The sequence below is a fragment of the Alicyclobacillus shizuokensis NBRC 103103 genome, from assembly GCF_001552255.1.
In the GTDB taxonomy this organism is placed as follows: Bacteria; Bacillota; Bacilli; order Alicyclobacillales; family Alicyclobacillaceae; genus Alicyclobacillus_G; species Alicyclobacillus_G shizuokensis.
Window position 1 is genome coordinate 86,458 of the sequence record NZ_BCQV01000013.1, and the last position, 16,300, is coordinate 102,757.

Sequence of the window (16,300 nt, forward strand, 5' to 3'; positions counted from 1 at the left end):
ATGGCCGACTCGGGCGAGTCGGCCATCGACTGGCAGCCACCTATTTGATTTGAACTCGACAGGCGGGTTTCTCAGTCCGCGCGTATCCTCTTCCCATTCCAACCAGTCACTTTCCAACCTGGTCAAACGTGGACACGGCGAGGCTTTCCATCTGCTCCAACGAGAGGTCCTGGCTGGTCAACCCAAACTCGACACCGTTATGCACCCAGACCAGCCGTTTGCTGTCGCCAGACCCGTCGTACAACGCGGGTACACCGTACAAATCCACCAGTTGGGCATCCGCCAGACCGCTGTCGCCAGGGCTCGGGCGCTGCTCGCTGAGCGTGAACGCGTGCGATCCGCCGTAGCGCAGGATGACCGTGTCCTGGCCCTTCGTGTCGATGAGCGCCTGCAGACGATCCCCCAGCCCGTCGATGTCCGGCCGAACGTAGCCGAAGTCCGAGTCCGAGACCTCGGCCATCGCCTGCTTCGTGCCGCTCTCCGCAATCTTCTGCGGGTTGAAGTCCGACTCGCCGAAGCGCACGCCGGTCTGGAATTGGGTGAACTTGATGGTCACCATCGCCTTACCGTCCCCGTCGTACAGCACGACCTGGCGGGGATGCATGGTTTTCGGGTCAATCGTCACCTGTTCCTTGCTGACCACGTCGTTTTTCGGCGTGACCGGCATGTCGAACGTCCAGGCGTCGCCCGTGTGCTTCATCTTGACGTGATCACCAGCGAGAATCTGCTGCAAGATCTGATTGTAGAGATAGATATGCCCCTGGTTCTGCGCCCAGTTGCCATTGAAGCGGAACACCTTTTGCAACGACGGGCTGACGATGAACATCCCGGTCTTGTTCTTGACAATCACCTGGTTGATGTTCTTCTGGTCGTCCCCCAGCTTAATCAGATAGACGTCCGGGCCGTCATACCAGGTCTCGATGTAGTACGTCTGCGCCCCGTTGTCCATCTGCACCGTCATCATCGCGGTGCTCTTATAATTTTTGTCGGCCAGTGTCTGCATCTGCGACTGCAGCTTGGCATTGACGCTCCGCTGTGTGGGCGCCCCGCAGCCCGCTGCGACCGTCAGCACCAAGCCGACGGCTGCTGCCCAGCCTATGGCTTTGCCCATACTCCACCTCGCCTCTCTTCGACACACTGTGCAACACGGTGCACCCTCGGGCTATCTGTCGAAATGGAGGTGTATTGCGCGGGAAATGTTGTCGATCACGTCCGACGCCATGACGCTGGCTGGTCCCATCGCTTCCCCGGCCAGTTCGCCAGCCCGCCCGTGAATCCAGGCCCCGGCGGCGGCCGCGGCAAACGGGGGCAGCCCTTGCGCCAATAGCCCGCCAATCAAGCCGGCCAGCACGTCGCCCGTGCCCGCCGTGGCCAGTGAAGCGTCTCCTGTCGGATTGACGGCAATCCGCCCGTCCGGATGCGCGACAATCGAATGGTAGCCTTTCAGGAGGACCACGGCTCCTGTCTGCCGAGCCAGGGTGGTGGCCGCTGCCAAGCGCCGTCCCTGCACGTCCGCGGTTGTCCAGCCTAGGAGACGAGCGCACTCCTTCGGATGCGGCGTCAACACCCAGCGCGGCTCTGCAGGATAGCCCTCCACGGGTGGCCGCAAACGCAAGAGCCGCAGACCATCCGCATCCACAACCACCGGCCCCTCAAACTTGGCCAGCACCGGCTGCCACAAGTCCACGGCATCGCCCAATCCCGGTCCCAGTACCAACGCCTGGCAGTCGGACACGGATGCCGCCAAGTCCGGGGCCCCAGCCCGCACGACGAATTCGGGAGGAACAGCCAAGGTAGGCTGGTCAGGCCCCGTCAACGCCACCAACCCAGCGCCGCCGCGCGCCGCTCCGAGGCCCGCCAGCACCGCCGCTCCCTGCATGCGGCCGATGGCGACAGCCACCCGGCCGTACGTTCCCTTGTGCGAGAGCGGTCCGCGCGCCGGAAGCCAATCCCTGACGGCCGTCTCCGTCACCCACACGGCCAGCGGTCCAGCCACCTCGCCGGGTTCGATACGGATGCCGATGTCCGCCACGTGCACCCGGCCCGCGTACTCGCACCCGGGGCTGACAGCGGTGCCCAGCTTCTGCGCGGCAAACGTGACGGTCTCGTCCGCGCGCACGGCGAGGCCGTCGACACAACCGGTCGAGGCGTCGACCCCGCTCGGAACATCGACCCCCATCACCCAGCCGTCGACCTGGTGGAGAGCCGCAATGACGCGTCCGATGCGCGAATCCGGCGCCACCGGCCGGTTGCTGCCGGTGCCCAGTAGCGCGTCGATGTACACATCCGCCTGCGGCAACCGGAGGCTTCTTTCCGTCGCGTCCGCCGGCTCACACCCCATGGTCGGCTCCAACTGCGTCAGCGACCGCTGCGGCACGCCGGCACAAAGAGCCATTTCCGCCGCCAGCCGCGCGTCCCCGCCAAGTTCGTCAGGATGGACGACGGTCAGCACTTCCACCGCCACGCCCATGTGATGCAGCCAGCGGGCGGCCACCCAGCCGTCGCCGCCATTGTTGCCCTTGCCGCACAACACCACCACGCGCTTTGGCCGCCTGGCCGCCGCCCGTTCAGCCACCGCCCTTCCCGCGTGCTCCATCAAGACAATCCCCGGTACACACAGTGTTGAGATGGTCCGTTGGTCGAACAACTGCATTTGCTCGCTCGTCACCAGATACACGAAGCACCCTCCCCGAGGATTGATATATGGATATTCCGCCTGTCCGACGTTTATGAAGGGTTGTCTGGGCTGACCTCCCGCACCGCCACCGCCATCGCCACCGTTTGGCTGTGGGAAATCGACACCCACCAGCGCCCGCGGACAAAGGCGGCGTGTTCCAGGACAGACGCAAAACGGACGCGCAGACCACCCTCCTCCAGCACGATGGCCACATTCTGCAGGCCCATGACGCCAAGACCTATCCCCGCCGCCTTGGCGACCGCCTCTTTGGCAGCGAAGCGCCCGGCGACAAATTCGGTCAGCCGCTCTGCGGGAAAATTCGCAGCCATATTGCGTTCCAGCGGATGCAGGACGCGACGGACAAACCGGTCCCCGTACCGCCGCAGCGCCGCCGCGATGCGGGATATCTCCACCACGTCCGTGCCGATGCCACCAATCACAGGCCATTCCTCCCCCATCGGCAGGTCCAATCACCGTTGCATTGAAAAGTCCGATTTCGTACGCGTACAATGAACCTTGACAAGAGCGTGAAGAGCCTGGACGAAGGAGGCGGAGCCTGTGCTGCAGCGGTTTTGGCGCACGATGGCCGGACTTTTCCTGGTAGTCGTCGTGTTTACCCTTTTCTCCTGGCTCGTCCTCGCTGCGCTCGGGTTCCCACTCAACAGGCCCAATCCGGCCATGGCGATTGCCCACCTGCCGACCGATTTCCCGTCGCTCTGGGACCTCGTGAGCCCGTCACCCCAGGCGGCGAGCTGGGCGGCGCCGGTGGCGGTGCTGCTTGTCCAGGTGCTGCTGAGCGGAGGGCTGTACGGATCGCTCCTGCGGGCCAACTTGACGTCCACGGTCAGCCCGGGCAGCTTCCTCAGCGACGCCCTGCGCTCGTTCTGGCGTTTGCTCTGGTGGAACCTGCTGTGGGCTGCGCTCTACCTGGTGTTGGGAACGCTGAGCAGTCTCGGGCGCGGTCTGCCCAAGGCCGACATCGTCTTCGGCCTGCCGGTGCTCATCCTGCGCTTTCTGTTCCTGTTTGCCGACGCGGCCCTGGTCGCAGAGCGGCGCGTTGCAGCGCTGACCGCCATCGCGCGGGCGGCCCGGGCCTTGCTGGCCGGTTTTGTGCCGATGCTGCCGTACGCCGTAAGCCTGGCTCTCCTGGCGGATGCCGGAACGGCCGTCGCCCCGCGCTTGTCCCATGCCGGCCTGCTCGCCGCCGGAATTGTGTACAGCCTTGTGGTGACCTGGCTCCTGCACATGGTCACCGCGCGCTACCTGTACTTCTCCGCTTGGCGATCCGCCCCCGCGTCGGCCAGCCGGCCTCCGCAGACGGAGTCCCTCCCGCCGGCGGGCAGCTGAGCCGCAACGGGTGGCGGCACCCGAGCGGGCTGCCTTTGGCCGTCAGGGGTGGTGCCAGTGCACGACAGTGGACACCACCACCCCTTGCTTCGACACCAATTCTACCAGTTCGGGCAGGTGCTTATCCATGCGCTCCACCGTGTCGAGGATGGTGATGATGATGGGGACCTCGTCCTTGCGCAGCCACCATCCGGGCTCATGCCAACGGCCGCCGTCCCCCAGCCCGCACAGTCCGCGCGTCGTCGAAAGCCAGAGCAGGCCCCGGCGGCGCGCAAACTCGGCGACCGCCTGGTACAACGGCCTGCCCTGGCACCTGCACCGTTCCAAAGTATAGATGTCCACGCGCCGGCCCAACCGGGATGCGCCTTCGCCGCGGTCGGTCTCCTGTGACCCCGGGCTTCGTTCCATCACCATCACCCCGTGTCCGCCCACCAGCTTGGCGGCCCTGGGCAGCCAAGGAAGAAGCCGCTGCGGATGAGCGACAAAGTCGAGCAAGAGCGGCAGTTCATTCGAGGCGACCTCGCTCTCAACGCTGCGAAAGGCGCCCCGCGCGTGACCGCCTTCCACCCCGCGCCAGACCGTCGCCCCCGTCAGGCCGCCCGCCTTTGCGTCCAGCAACAAGCGCCGATACAGCGGCATACCGCCGACGGTCGCGGCGCCGTTCCACAGCCCGATGCGCAGCGTGGCCACCTGCGCGTACCCGTGCTCGCCTGCAGAGGTTTCCGATGTTGCGGCCATTCTGTCACCCCGCTTTGGTTCCAACCTATGCCCGTTTGTGGCACAATAGTGCGCAGATGCCCTGGGATAAAGGACGGATTGCCACATGCCAAGCACACTCTCCGTACTCCTCGACCACGCCGGGACAGCTCTGTTTGTCCTCGTCATCGCCGCCACCTTCTGTCTCATCATGGCCATTCGCCCGGACGCTCGCACACCTATCAAAAAGACGACCGTGTTCGTCTGCGCGGTCGTCGGAATCGCGATTGGGCTGCTGTTCTTGTCCACATATTCCCTGTATACCCAAACCAGCACGTCCTGAAACCCCAGCAAGGCGCCCGTCAGCGGGCAGCGATGCTCCCGTCGGTGCGCGGCTCGGTACCGCCGATGAGCACGCCGTCATGGCGGAGGATGATTTGCCCGCGCCCAAACGATCCGCTGTCACGGGCGATACGGATGTCGTGCCCGCGCCGGGCCAGCGCCTGCGCCAAGTGCGATGGCCACGTGGGCTCCACGTCGACACGCCGACCCTCCACCCATTGCCAGCGCGGCGCATCCAGCGCAGCCTGTGGATTGAGGCCAAAGTCCAACAGGTTCATCAGCACCTGCACGTGCCCCTGAGGCTGCATGAAGCCGCCCATCACGCCAAACGGCCCGACGGGCTCCCCGTCTTTCGTCAAAAAGCCCGGGATGATGGTGTGATAGGGCCGTTTGCCCGGCCGCAGGCAGTTGGCGTCGCCGGGTTGCAGGGAAAAACTGTGGCCCCGGTTCTGCAGCGCGATGCCGGTACCCGGCACCACCAAGCCAGACCCGAAGCCCATGTAGTTGCTCTGAATCATGGAGACCATGTTACCCTCACCGTCGGCGGTCGCCAAGTAGACGGTGCCGCCCCCGGGCGGGCGTCCGGGTGCTGGATCTCGGGCCGTCTTGGCAATCTCCTTGCGTCGTTCGGCCGCGTAGGCGGGCGACAGCAGGTCCTCCACACGCACCCGCATGTCGGACGGATCTGTAATGAATCGGCGGCCGTCGGCAAACGCCAGCTTCATCGCCTCAATGGCCAGGTGCTGCGTCTCCACCGCTGCCCAGGCCGAAAATTCGAACCCAGACAGGATGTTTAAGGCCATCAGAGCGACCAATCCCTGGCCGTTGGGCGGCAGTTCCCAGACGTCGAAGCCACGGTAGCGCACATGCACCGGGCACACCCACTCGGGGCGGTATTCGGCCAAGTCAGCGAGCGTGAAAAACCCGCCCGTCTGTTTGGAAAAGCGGACGATGGCCGCAGCCAATTCGCCTTCATAGAACGCCCGCGCGTCCGTCTCGGCGATGACCCGGAGGGTGCGGGCATGGTCCGGGGATCTCCACACCTCGCCGACGCGGGGCGCCCGGCCGGCCGGGGCGAAGACGCGAAACCATTCGGCGAACATGTCGTCCCGCAGGTGATGCTGGTAGGCCTGGTGCGCCAAATCCCAAACGTGGCCGAGCACGGGTGACAGCGGGTAACCTCGCTCGGCATAGTGGATGGCCGGGGCCAGCGTCTCTGTCAGGGGCAGGCGGCCAAACCGCGCGGACAGCTCCGCCCAGGCGGCCGGAGCGCCGGGCACGGTGACCGGAAACCAGCCGAACCTGGGCATGCTCGTGAGGCCTTGCCGCGCGGCCTGTTCCAGGTCGAGAGCGCGCGGCGCATAGCCGCTGGCGTTCAGGCCGTGCAGGCGGCCCTCCGCCCAGACGAGCGCAAACGCGTCCCCGCCGAGACCGTTGGAGGTCGGCTCCAGCACCGTCAGGGCGGCCGCCGTCGCCACGGCCGCGTCGATGGCGTTGCCGCCCCGCTCCAGCATGCTGAGACCGGCCTGTGCGGCCAGCGGCTGGGATGTGGCCACCATGCCCTCTTGGGCCACTACACACACCCGCCGCGAAGGGTGGGGATGATACAACATATCAAAGTCCAACACTCGCACACCTTCCCCACACAGGTTTAGCCGATGGCTGTTGGCCGTCCGCGGACCGCTCAGTCTGCGAACTTCCGACCAACCTCTGTCGGTTCCATTCTACTGTACAGGTTTTCATCCGTGGTATGATCGATAGTAAGGAGTCGCCCAATCTTTCGCCAACTCCCGTGCCTGCTTCCGCTCGACCGAACGCAAGCATGGTGGGTACCATCCGCGAAGGGAACGAGGTGTACAGATGCTGGAGCACCGCAAACTGGAGATCTTGCACATCCTGCACGAAAATTCACGCCTGTCGATTGAGACGATGGCCAACATGCTGGGCGAATCGCCGGACGATGTGGCGGCGGCCATCGACGAATTGGAACGGGACAACATCATCCTCCGCTACTCGGCGGTCATCAACTGGGACAAAGTCGAATCGCGGCGCGTCACGGCGGTCATCGACGTGAAGGTAACGCCGCAGCGGGAGGTCGGATTTGACGCGATTGCCGAGCGAATCTACCGCTTCCCGGAGGTCAAGTCGGTCACCTTGATGTCCGGCACCTACGACCTGCAAGTCATCGTAGAGGGCCACGACATCAAGGAGGCGGCCCGCTTTGTCTCGGAAAAGCTGTCCACGATTGAGAACGTGAATTCGACGACCACCCACTTTTTGCTCAAGACCTACAAGACAGACGGGGTCATCTTCGATGAACGGGACGGCGACAAACGGCTGGTGATCAGCCCGTGAAGACCCTGACCAGCCGGCTTTCGCCGATTGTGCAGAACCTGCCCCCATCCGGCATCCGCCGCTTCTTTGACCTGGCCAACCAGATGGAGGAAGTGATCTCGCTCGGCGTCGGCGAGCCGGACTTTGTCACCCCGTGGCACATTCGCGAGGCGGGCATCTACGCACTGGAGCAAGGATACACCAGCTACACCTCCAACCGCGGCCTGCCTGAACTGTGCGAGCAGATTGCCCTGTACCTGGAGCGCTTCGGCCTGACCTACCGCCCGCAGCGCGAGATCTTCGTGACCATCGGCGGCAGTGAGGCGATAGACCTGGCGCTGCGCGCCCTCGTCTGCCCCGGAGACCAGGTGCTGATTCCCGAGCCTACGTACGTGTCCTACCGGCCGTGCGCTCTGTTGGCCGGGGCGGAGGTGGTCAGCGTGCCGACGCGGGCGGAGGACGAGTTTCGGCTCACCCCGGATCTGCTCGCCTCGCGCATCACCCCGCGGGCGAAGGTGCTCGTGCTGTGCTTCCCCAACAACCCGACCGGATCGACCATGGACAAGGAGGATTTGGCGGCCATCGCCGAAGTCGCCGTCCGCAACGATCTGTTGGTGATCTCGGATGAAATCTACGCGGAGTTGACGTACGGGCGGCACCACGTCAGCATCGCCTCACTGCCGGGCATGAAGGAGCGGACCATCGTCATCGGCGGGATGTCCAAGGCGTATGCGATGACCGGCTGGCGCATCGGCTATGCGGCTGGCCCGGAGGACATCCTCGACGCCATGCTGAAGATCCACCAATACACCATCCTCTGCGCGCCGGTGACGGCCCAGCTGGCGGCGCTGGAGGCACTCAAACACGGTGAAGCGGAGAAGCGGAAGATGGTGCACAGCTACGACCAGCGGCGACGGTTGATTGTCCAGGGGCTGCGCGATATCGGGCTGCCCTGCCACGAACCGAAGGGGGCGTTTTACGCGTTCCCGGACATCCGCCCGACGGGACTCAGTTCCGAAGCGTTTGCCGAGCGCCTCTTGACCAACGAGCGGGTGGCGGTGGTGCCGGGGAACGTATTTGGCGAATCGGGAGAAGGCTTCATCCGCTGTTCGTACGCCACGTCGGTCACCCAGATTGAGCGGGCACTCGAGCGCATGCGGCGTTTCGTGCAAACCCTTCGTTAGGGTTTTCCGGCCTGCTGTGATACAGTGGAAAGCGTGAACCCAGGCCCTCGGGTGGGTGCTCCACAGGCAGCCGTTTTCAGCCTTCCCGGGGCAACCTGTGACTAGGGGGAGACGGCGTGATTGTCACCAAAAGCCAATACGAGATTGAGATCATGCGCGAGGCGGGCAAGGTCATTGCCGAATGCCACGCCGCGCTGAAAGATTTCATTCAGCCGGGCGTCACCACCAAGCAAATTGATCACTTTGTCGAGACGTTCATTCGCAAGCACAACATGATCCCCGCCCAGAAGGGCTACAAGGGGTACCCGTTCGCCGCCTGCACGTCCGTCAACGACGTGGTCTGCCACGGCTTTCCGGGTCCCTATCGGCTCAAGTCGGGCGACATCATCACGGTCGATATGGTCACCCTGTACAAGGGGCTGCACGCCGACTCGGCCTGGAGTTACGCGGTCGGAGAGATCAGCGACGAGGCGCGGCGACTGATGGAAGTGACCGAGAACGCGCTGTACAAAGGGATTGAACAGGCGGTCATCGGCAACCGGCTGAGCGACATCTCGCACACCATACAGACGTACGTCGAAAGCGAGGGGTTCTCCGTCGTGCGCGACTTCATCGGCCACGGCATCGGCCGCGAGATGCACGAGAGCCCGGAGGTGCCGCACTTTGGCCCGCCCGGGCGCGGCCCAAAGCTGAAAAAGGGGATGACGTTCACCATCGAACCGATGGTCAACGTCGGCGGCTACGAGGTCACGGTGGACGACGACGGGTGGACCGCCCGCACCGCCGACGGAAGCCTGAGCATCCAGTACGAACACACCATCGCCATCACCGAAAACGGTCCGGACATCCTGACCAAACTGTGATGCCCGGTCCCAGAGGACAAGCGCAGGGCGGCGCTTCCTGGCGCCGCCTTGCGCCCTCGGGCTCAGCCGAGCAGCACGGACCCCAACATCCCCAGTCCGTACGAGACAACGCCGACGATAAGCCCCACCACGGTCATCTCAAAGCCGCTCGCCCACCACGAGCGCACCGTGATCAGGCTCTTGGCGGCGCCCACCGCGAAGTGCGCGGCCAGGCTGACGACGGCCGCCACCCACATGGCCACAAATCCCGAGAGGAAAAAGAACGGTACGAGCGGAATGATGGCTCCGATGAACGTCGACAGACCGCCGAACAGGGCCGATTTCCACGGGTTGCCCTTGCTCGTCTCGTGGATGCCGAGTTCTTCCTGCGCCATCGTCTCCAGAAACTGGCCAGGATTGGCCGCGATGCGCCGGGCCACGGCCGCCGCCTCCTGGCTTGAGAAGCCCTTCAGTTCGTAGAGCAGCGCCAACTCTTCCAGCTCGTGCTCCGGACTGGCGGCAATCTCCGCCCGCTCATGCGCCATCTCGGTTTCCATCAGCTCGTTTTCCGACTTGGTCGCCAACCAAGCCCCCGCCGCCATCGAGAGCGTGCTGGCCAGCGCCCCGAAGAATCCAGAGATGAGCACCGTCTGGCTGCTATCGGTGTAGCCCGCCACACCGGCGATGATGCCGAAAATTGCACCCAGGCCGTCATTGACGCCGTAAATCGCGTCTCCCACCCAGTCCCCCGTGCGCTGGCGGTGCCAGCGCTCCGCCCCCCATATCGACTGCAGGCGGCTGCGCCGTCCTTTTCCGACAGGTTCGGGGCGGACATGTGGGGACAGATCGAGGTCCGCATGCTCCGCCTCGTCCCGGTCGATCCGGTCGATGATGGCGGTCAGGGACGGATCGTCCAAGACCTGGCGCAGTGACTGGTACCACTCGGCATTGCCGCGCTCCACTGCCTCTATCCTGTCCAGCGCCTGTTTGGGTGTAAGCTGGGCCAAATCGTCGCCCGTCGGCGCGTCCGGAAGCGCGACGCCCAATTCCTGCAGCTTCTCCTGCCACCAGCGGGCGTGGTCTGCCTCCAACTGGGCCAGGCGCGCAAACACGCTGCGCCGGCGCTCGTCCGCCTCCCGCTCCGCGCATAACTGGTATAGTTTCGCCGCCTCCCACTCGCGGCGCCAACTCTCCTTCAGACTACGCTCCAGCAAACGTCTGTCCTGTGCCTGTGACAAAGGTTCGCCTCCTGTCTGCGGGCCAGGGGCCCGTCTCGTCTGCTCACCTGAATTATACACAGCGGCGGCCAGGTGGACGCGCGCCGTGCCCACAGCTGCGGCAGTGGTTGGGCCACCGGCCGGATTGGTTCACGGAGTTTTGCGCCCGCTACGAATCCAAACTTTTGCTCGATCCGTCCCACCGCGAGCAACTGGACAAGCTGTGCGCCATGGGCGCGTGCGGGCCGCGTCACGCTCGTGTACGCGGCCAAAGACGCGGTGCACAGCCACGTGGTCGTCCTGCAGGAGGTCTTGCTCCGCCGGGCGGAGGAGCTTGGGGAGGGGTGACCTGCACCAAGATCGACGCTGCAGGCCAGCGGCGTGGACCGGGGACGTGGCCCCACGCCGAGCCGGCGTCCCTGTTTCCGCTGTTCGACAGCGGCTGGGGGCTCATACGTCCGGGGCTTGCCAACGCTCGTCCACCTCGAAGTGGGCGCGCGCCAGGATGTCCGCCAGGTGCTCCAGCGGCGTTGTCGCCACCTCGCGGTAGACCTTGCGCGTGTACAGATGGCGGGCGTTGGGAAACTCCCGGCGCAGCTGGCTGCGCAGGCGATTCCCGGACTCGTCTGCGTCCACCAGGACATACACCTCGTCGTCCCGTATGCTTTTCAAGAGCGACTCCATCTTCTCATAGCCGAGCGTGCCGTGGGTGCAGATGATGCGGACGGGCTCGTCCAATACCTGTTCCAGCCGCCGCTTGTCGCTCTGGCCCTCGACGATGATCACCTTGCGCTGTCTGGCCCCAGATCCCAACAGCCCCATCTCCTTGCTGTCGCTGTTTCTCTCACTGTACGCCGTGCAGCGCCAGCAGGCAACCGGCGCGGCGCCGCCCCCCAGAGGCGCACGCTCTCTGCATGCCCGTCCCCCGAGGCCAGGGCGTGCGTCGGCGGGAACGGCGCCCGCATATACTGCTCCAAGCTGCGAACGCCGGCAAACTTCTGCAGGATGCCGGCTTCCAATCGGACGGAGGTGTCGCCTGTGCTTCGCCATGCATGGTACGCTGTCGCCGCTGGCGAGGAGGTCGCTGCCGCGCCCAAGGCCGTGCGGTTGCACGGAGAAGACCTGGTTGTCTATCGGGATCAGACCGGCGCAGTGCGGGCGGTCGCCGGCCACTGCCCGCACCGGGGCTGCAGCTTGGCGTTGGCCCGCGTGGACGGGGACGATTTGGTGTGCGCCTATCATGGCTGGCGGTTTGCGGCAGACGGACGCCTGCTCGCAGTCCCGGCCAACCGGCAGGGGGCGCCGCTGCCCCGCACCCGGGTCGCCGCCTACCCGGCACAAGAAGCGGCCGGCCTGGTCTGGGTCTGCGCGGCGGGGCCAGAGACCAGTCCCAGCGCCGGCGCCGACAGCGACGCCGATGCGCATCGCGGGAGACACGCCGGACCTCGCCCACTCCCTCCTCCCGATTTGCCCTTGTTTCCGGAGTTGACGGAAGAGGGGTGACATCCTGCCGTTTCGCTGCACCTGGCGTGCCCACTTCTCACGCGTCGTGGAAAGCGTGTTAGATGTCTCCCACCTGCCGTTCGTCCACCCAGAGACCACCGGGCGCAACGTGCCCCCGGTGGTGGAAGGGCCCTCGTTCGGGGTGGAAAATGGGGACATATGGATACACCCAACCCCGTTTGCGCCCGTCCACCCGATGGAACCCCTGCCCTATCCGCAGGACACCGCGGGCGCAGGCGCCGGTCGGGGAACGGAGATTGAACTCCTCTTCCCCAACCAGTGGATCATCCGCACGCCGATGGAAGACGGCCTCTTTATGTGCACATTCCTGACCTTCACCCCGACGGACGACGAGCACACCGACATCTTTGGCCTGGCCATGCGCAACTTTGACTTCACGGCGCCGCTGCTCGACGCGTTTCACCTCGAGCATACCCGGTTTGTCATGGAGCAGGACGAGGTGGTCGTGGAAAGCCAACGCCCCCGCGTGGCACCCCAGCCGCAGGCGGAGGCGCACGTCGCGTCGGACGCCCCCACCCTGCGCTACCGCAAGCTGCTGCAGCGGGCTTGGGCCGGGGAACAGCGGTCTAGCCAGCCTGTCCCGCCCCCGCATACGCTGGAGGAAGCACCTGACAAGGGGGAATGAGTGTGACCGCGAAGGCGACCAAACGGAGTCCTTCTGGGCGGCCAGGCCATGCATCCAAGCGTACCCGCTCCCGCCGCACGGAAGCGCCGGTTTCATACATCCGCGGGGAAGACATCGGAGCGGAACCGACCTTTCTGCCCCTCCTGCTGCTGCTCGGCGGGCTGTGGGGTGCCAAGCGGGCCGGCCGCGGCTGGTTCGGCGGTGGCGGTGGCGCTGCTGATGCTCCACCCGCTGGCTCTGGCGGGATGGGAGCACCTGGCGGCTTCGGCGGATTGGGGGGCTTGGGCCCATTCGGCGGTTTCGGCGCCAGGCCGGGTGCCGGGGCTGGCCCCGGCTTTGGCGCAGGGCAGGGCTTTGACGGATGGGGCCGCGGTCCCGATGCCGGGGGCCCGGGTATGTACGGGCAACGAGCCGGTGCGGGGGGTGCCGGCGGCTGGCCGTTCTTCTTTTGACCCCACCACAGCCAGCAAGTGCGAGGCAGCAGAGGCCGATCCGCACGTGAACCGAGCGGATCGGCTTTTGCTTGGACCGGGACCCGGGGCGTGTTCGTAAGACCCGTGCAGAAAGGCTTGCCATATTCAGAAACTATAGACAAAATAGAATCATCTTTGGTCCCGGGCAGGCGGTCTCCGTCGATACTGGAAGAAAGCCCAGCAGCCGTGACACGTGCGAGAGACCGGTGGGACGCGGGTGTTCTTTGATACAATGGACATGGACAGGAAAACTGCAGAAAGCGGGGAGCGCGTTTTGGCGAATCTGGTCATCTTTGGCCCGGGCCGCGTCGGTGCGGCGCTGGCCTGCAGCATGCAGGCCGCCGGACACCGGGTCTTGGCCGCCTACGGCCGGCCTGGCGGTGCCAGCGCGGAGCGGTTTGAGCAGCTCACGGGCGTTGCGGTCAAACCATCTCCCATCACGGCCGGTGCGCCGGATGCGGCTGGCGACGGAGAAGTCGGCCACACCGATCTCATTCCGACACCCGTCATCGACCTGACCGAGGCGCATCTGGTGCTGCTGTGCCTACCTGATCGGCTGCTGGCCACGGCCGCCCAGCAACTCGCCCAGTGTGCGCGGTTTACTGAGCAAGCGATTGTCGCACATACGGCCGGATCGGCCGATGCGAAGGTGCTGCATCCGCTGGCACGCCAGAGGGTGCGCACGGCGGCGATGCACCCACTACAGACGGTGGCGGCTGCCGGGGACGCGGGGGTGTTTCGGGGCGTCTCGTTCATCCTCGATGGCGAGGAAAGCGCCCTGGCCGAGGTCATCGGCTGGATCCAGCACATCGGCGGGCAGCCGGTGGTGGCCACGGGACTCAATCGCGCCCGCTACCACGCGGCGGCGGCTCTGGCGTCCAACGCCCTGGTGGCCCTGGCGGCGGTCGTCGCCGAGGTGTCCACGCTGCCGGGCGGTATCCAGCCGTACTTGCCGCTGATGCGCGGCGCCTTGCGCAACCTGGAGCAACTAGGGTTGCCCGATGCCCTGACCGGCCCCGTAGAGCGGGGCGATGTGCAGACGGTGGAACGGCACCTGGCGGCGCTCGCGGAGTTGCCGGAGGCTCTGGCGGTGTACCAAGCACTGGGACGCGTGACGATGCGCCTGGCACAGCAAAAGGGATCTGGGAATACCGCCGCGCAGACGGCGTTGCGTGAATTGTTTGGGGGGGATCTGGAATGACAAAACCGGTGACCACCCGCACGTTCCTCAGGATGAAACGAGCGGGCGAGAAGATTGCCATGATGACCGTGTACGACTACCCGTCCGCCCGGTTGTTGGAGGAGGCGGGCGTGCACGCCCTGTTGATCGGCGACTCGCTGGGTATGGTGGTGCAGGGAAACGAGACCACGCTGCCGGTGACGCTGGATGATATCATCTATCACACGCGTCTGGTGTCGCGGGCGGTGACCCGGCCGCTGGTGGTCGCGGACCTGCCGTTCATGACCTACCAAGTCTCGCCTGAGCAGGCGCTGATGAGTGCCGGCAGGCTGATGAGCGAAGGCGGCGCGCAGGCGGTCAAACTGGAAGGCGGCACCGCCATGGCGGAGACGGTGCGGCGATTGGTCGATGCCGGGGTGCCAGTGATGGGGCACATTGGCCTCACTCCGCAGTCGGTGCACGCCTTCGGCGGCTTTGTGGTGCAGGGACGGACCGCCGGGGCGGCCAAGCGGCTGCTGGAAGACGCCCTGGCCCTGCAGGAGGCGGGCGCGTTTGCGGTCGTGCTGGAAGTGGTCCCCGACGAGGTGGCCCAGGCCGTGTCGGAACGCCTGACCATCCCCACCATCGGCATCGGAGCCGGCCCCCACTGCGACGGGCAGGTGCTGGTGTTCCACGACGCGATGGGTTACACCACCGGGTACATCCCCAAGCACAACAAGCGTTTCGCCCAGCTGGCGGACACGATTCGCAGCGCGGCCGCCGCGTACGTGCAGGAGGTGGCGAGCGGGCAATTCCCGGGGCCAGACCAGACCGTGCAGTTGAAAGCGGAGGAACGCGCGGAATGGGAAGACCTGCTGCGCGGCGAAACGCGCGACTCGTGATCACCCGACGGGCGACGCAGGACAAGCCGTCAAAGCGAAGATGAGGTGCCTACATAGCATGCAGACGATAGAGACGATTGCTGAAGTGAGAGAAGCGGTGGCGGCGGCCCGACGTGAGAGCAAGACGGTGGGCTTAGTGCCGACCATGGGATTTTTGCACGATGGACACATGCGCCTGGTGGACACCGCCCGGCAGGAAAATGACCTGGTGGTAGTCAGCATCTTTGTCAATCCACTGCAATTTGGCCCCAACGAGGACTTCGACCGCTACCCGCGCGACGCCGAGCGCGACCAAGCGATGCTCGCCGAGCACGGCTGCGATATCGTGTTCATGCCGAGTGTGGACGAGATGTACCCGAGACCACCGGAGACGGTGATTGAGTTGCCCAGGATGAGTGAGACCCTATGTGGCCGGTCCCGCCCCGGCCACTTCCGCGGCGTGGCGATGGTGGTCTCGAAGCTGCTGCACATTGTCCAGCCCGACCGCGCCTATTTTGGCCGCAAGGACGCCCAACAGGCGGCCATCATCCAGCGACTGGTGGAGGACCTGAACATGCCGGTGCAGATTGTCACCGTCCCGACCGTGCGCGACGCAGACGGACTGGCGAAAAGCTCGCGCAACGTATATCTCACGCCTGAGGAACGCCGACACGCGACCGTGCTCTACCGCTCGCTCAACCGGGCCAAGGAAGCCATCCTGGCCGGAGAACGGTCGACGGCAAGATTGGTGCAAGACATGCGCGCCACCCTCGAAGCAGAGCCGGGCGTACGGCTGGATTACGCGGACATCGTGTCCCTCTCTGATCTGCAGCCGATGGACAAGCTGGAAGGCGAAGTGCTGCTGGCGGTGGCGGCCTATGTCGGCAAGACGAGGCTGATTGACAACTTGCAGATGAACGTCACTGAGACCCATGCGACGCTGATATAGTTCGCAGCCAGGCCCCAGGGCGGCCGACATCAAGTCCATGCTCGGGCGGC

The 16,300-nt window shown here is 65.3% G+C and carries 19 protein-coding genes; 12 read left to right on the forward strand and 7 right to left on the reverse strand.

Annotation, left to right across the window (positions count from 1 at the left end; all coding sequences use genetic code 11):
• Positions 1 to 106: 106 nt before the first annotated feature.
• Genes ASH01S_RS06920 through acpS form a run of 3 tightly spaced genes read right to left on the reverse strand, consistent with a single transcriptional unit; the run spans position 107 to position 3,117 of the window.
• A complete protein-coding gene (locus ASH01S_RS06920; RefSeq protein WP_067925613.1) occupies positions 107 to 1,111 on the reverse strand; it encodes a LolA family protein in 1,005 nt (334 codons plus the stop codon).
• 51 nt (positions 1,112 to 1,162) lie between these two features.
• Entirely contained in the window at positions 1,163 to 2,677 is a 1,515-nt protein-coding gene (locus ASH01S_RS06925; RefSeq protein WP_083516893.1) for an NAD(P)H-hydrate dehydratase, read from the reverse strand.
• 50 nt (positions 2,678 to 2,727) lie between these two features.
• Positions 2,728 to 3,117: a holo-ACP synthase gene (acpS, locus tag ASH01S_RS06930; RefSeq protein ID WP_067925616.1), complete on the reverse strand. Its 390-nt coding sequence runs from the start codon at positions 3,115 to 3,117 to the stop codon at positions 2,728 to 2,730.
• Between the two features lie 118 nt (positions 3,118 to 3,235).
• Here acpS and ASH01S_RS06935 point away from each other — a divergent pair, with 118 nt between their 5' ends.
• The gene (locus tag ASH01S_RS06935) at positions 3,236 to 4,024 is read left to right on the forward strand and encodes a hypothetical protein (RefSeq protein ID WP_067925619.1); all 789 of its coding nucleotides are present in this window, start codon (positions 3,236 to 3,238) and stop codon (positions 4,022 to 4,024) included.
• 42 nt (positions 4,025 to 4,066) lie between these two features.
• On the opposite strand, the gene ASH01S_RS06940 is transcribed toward ASH01S_RS06935, so the two are convergent.
• Positions 4,067 to 4,762 (reverse strand): DUF190 domain-containing protein, encoded by a 696-nt coding sequence (locus ASH01S_RS06940; protein ID WP_067925622.1) that lies wholly within the window; start codon positions 4,760 to 4,762, stop codon positions 4,067 to 4,069.
• A gap of 85 nt (positions 4,763 to 4,847) precedes the next feature.
• On the opposite strand from ASH01S_RS06940, the gene ASH01S_RS18815 reads away from it, so the two are divergent.
• Positions 4,848 to 5,063 carry a hypothetical protein gene (locus ASH01S_RS18815; protein WP_067925625.1) on the forward strand — a complete coding sequence of 72 codons (216 nt, stop codon included), beginning with the start codon at positions 4,848 to 4,850 and terminating at the stop codon, positions 5,061 to 5,063.
• A gap of 19 nt (positions 5,064 to 5,082) precedes the next feature.
• On the opposite strand, the gene ASH01S_RS06950 is transcribed toward ASH01S_RS18815, so the two are convergent.
• Entirely contained in the window at positions 5,083 to 6,675 is a 1,593-nt protein-coding gene (locus tag ASH01S_RS06950; RefSeq protein WP_067925746.1) for a gamma-glutamyltransferase family protein, read from the reverse strand.
• Between the two features lie 247 nt (positions 6,676 to 6,922).
• Here ASH01S_RS06950 and ASH01S_RS06955 point away from each other — a divergent pair, with 247 nt between their 5' ends.
• The 3 genes from ASH01S_RS06955 to map all read left to right on the forward strand — a co-directional run bounded on the left by ASH01S_RS06955 (position 6,923) and on the right by map (position 9,443).
• Positions 6,923 to 7,417, forward strand: a complete 495-nt coding sequence (locus tag ASH01S_RS06955; protein ID WP_067925627.1) for an Lrp/AsnC family transcriptional regulator — start codon at positions 6,923 to 6,925, stop codon at positions 7,415 to 7,417.
• A complete protein-coding gene (locus ASH01S_RS06960) occupies positions 7,414 to 8,580 on the forward strand; it encodes an aminotransferase class I/II-fold pyridoxal phosphate-dependent enzyme (protein WP_067925630.1) in 1,167 nt (388 codons plus the stop codon). Before ASH01S_RS06955 ends, ASH01S_RS06960 begins: the two co-directional genes overlap by 4 nt.
• Positions 8,581 to 8,696: 116 nt before the next feature.
• Positions 8,697 to 9,443, forward strand: coding sequence for a type I methionyl aminopeptidase (gene map, locus ASH01S_RS06965; protein ID WP_083516895.1), 747 nt, complete (start codon positions 8,697 to 8,699; stop codon positions 9,441 to 9,443).
• Between the two features lie 62 nt (positions 9,444 to 9,505).
• On the opposite strand, the gene ASH01S_RS19220 is transcribed toward map, so the two are convergent.
• Positions 9,506 to 10,660: a VIT1/CCC1 transporter family protein gene (locus ASH01S_RS19220; protein ID WP_245628964.1), complete on the reverse strand. Its 1,155-nt coding sequence runs from the start codon at positions 10,658 to 10,660 to the stop codon at positions 9,506 to 9,508.
• Between the two features lie 72 nt (positions 10,661 to 10,732).
• On the opposite strand from ASH01S_RS19220, the gene ASH01S_RS18470 reads away from it, so the two are divergent.
• Complete coding sequence (locus ASH01S_RS18470) at positions 10,733 to 10,987, forward strand: DUF488 family protein, N3 subclade (RefSeq protein ID WP_157067034.1); 255 nt, start codon at positions 10,733 to 10,735, stop codon at positions 10,985 to 10,987.
• Between the two features lie 102 nt (positions 10,988 to 11,089).
• On the opposite strand, the gene ASH01S_RS06975 is transcribed toward ASH01S_RS18470, so the two are convergent.
• Positions 11,090 to 11,452, reverse strand: a complete 363-nt coding sequence (locus tag ASH01S_RS06975; RefSeq protein ID WP_373278549.1) for a toprim domain-containing protein — start codon at positions 11,450 to 11,452, stop codon at positions 11,090 to 11,092.
• A 225-nt stretch (positions 11,453 to 11,677) separates the two neighbouring features.
• On the opposite strand from ASH01S_RS06975, the gene ASH01S_RS06980 reads away from it, so the two are divergent.
• The 6 genes from ASH01S_RS06980 to panC all read left to right on the forward strand — a co-directional run bounded on the left by ASH01S_RS06980 (position 11,678) and on the right by panC (position 16,250).
• Entirely contained in the window at positions 11,678 to 12,142 is a 465-nt protein-coding gene (locus ASH01S_RS06980) for a Rieske 2Fe-2S domain-containing protein (protein WP_067925635.1), read from the forward strand.
• A gap of 55 nt (positions 12,143 to 12,197) precedes the next feature.
• On the forward strand, positions 12,198 to 12,788 hold the full coding sequence (locus ASH01S_RS06985) for a hypothetical protein (protein WP_067925637.1): 591 nt from the start codon (positions 12,198 to 12,200) through the stop codon (positions 12,786 to 12,788).
• A gap of 168 nt (positions 12,789 to 12,956) precedes the next feature.
• Positions 12,957 to 13,340: a hypothetical protein gene (locus ASH01S_RS18475; RefSeq protein ID WP_157067035.1), complete on the forward strand. Its 384-nt coding sequence runs from the start codon at positions 12,957 to 12,959 to the stop codon at positions 13,338 to 13,340.
• A 114-nt stretch (positions 13,341 to 13,454) separates the two neighbouring features.
• Positions 13,455 to 14,462: a DUF2520 domain-containing protein gene (locus tag ASH01S_RS06995; RefSeq protein WP_157067036.1), complete on the forward strand. Its 1,008-nt coding sequence runs from the start codon at positions 13,455 to 13,457 to the stop codon at positions 14,460 to 14,462.
• Complete coding sequence (gene panB / locus ASH01S_RS07000) at positions 14,459 to 15,322, forward strand: 3-methyl-2-oxobutanoate hydroxymethyltransferase (RefSeq protein WP_067925646.1); 864 nt, start codon at positions 14,459 to 14,461, stop codon at positions 15,320 to 15,322. The genes ASH01S_RS06995 and panB overlap by 4 nt, the downstream gene beginning before the upstream one ends.
• A gap of 58 nt (positions 15,323 to 15,380) precedes the next feature.
• The gene (panC, locus tag ASH01S_RS07005; RefSeq protein WP_067925649.1) at positions 15,381 to 16,250 is read left to right on the forward strand and encodes a pantoate--beta-alanine ligase; all 870 of its coding nucleotides are present in this window, start codon (positions 15,381 to 15,383) and stop codon (positions 16,248 to 16,250) included.
• The last annotated feature ends 50 nt before the right edge of the window (positions 16,251 to 16,300 follow it).

What these genes read in the sequence shown, in the direction of transcription:
- ASH01S_RS06920 (WP_067925613.1), bottom strand. Translation starts at nt 1,111, where the DNA reads ATGGGCAAAGCCATAGGCTGGGCAGCAGCCGTCGGCTTGGTGCTGACG.
- ASH01S_RS06940 (WP_067925622.1), bottom strand. Translation starts at nt 4,762, where the DNA reads ATGGCCGCAACATCGGAAACCTCTGCAGGCGAGCACGGGTACGCGCAG.
- ASH01S_RS18815 (WP_067925625.1), top strand. Translation starts at nt 4,848, where the DNA reads ATGCCAAGCACACTCTCCGTACTCCTCGACCACGCCGGGACAGCTCTG.
- ASH01S_RS06950 (WP_067925746.1), bottom strand. Translation starts at nt 6,675, where the DNA reads ATGTTGTATCATCCCCACCCTTCGCGGCGGGTGTGTGTAGTGGCCCAA.
- ASH01S_RS06955 (WP_067925627.1), top strand. Translation starts at nt 6,923, where the DNA reads ATGCTGGAGCACCGCAAACTGGAGATCTTGCACATCCTGCACGAAAAT.
- panB (WP_067925646.1), top strand. Translation starts at nt 14,459, where the DNA reads ATGACAAAACCGGTGACCACCCGCACGTTCCTCAGGATGAAACGAGCG.
- panC (WP_067925649.1), top strand. Translation starts at nt 15,381, where the DNA reads ATGCAGACGATAGAGACGATTGCTGAAGTGAGAGAAGCGGTGGCGGCG.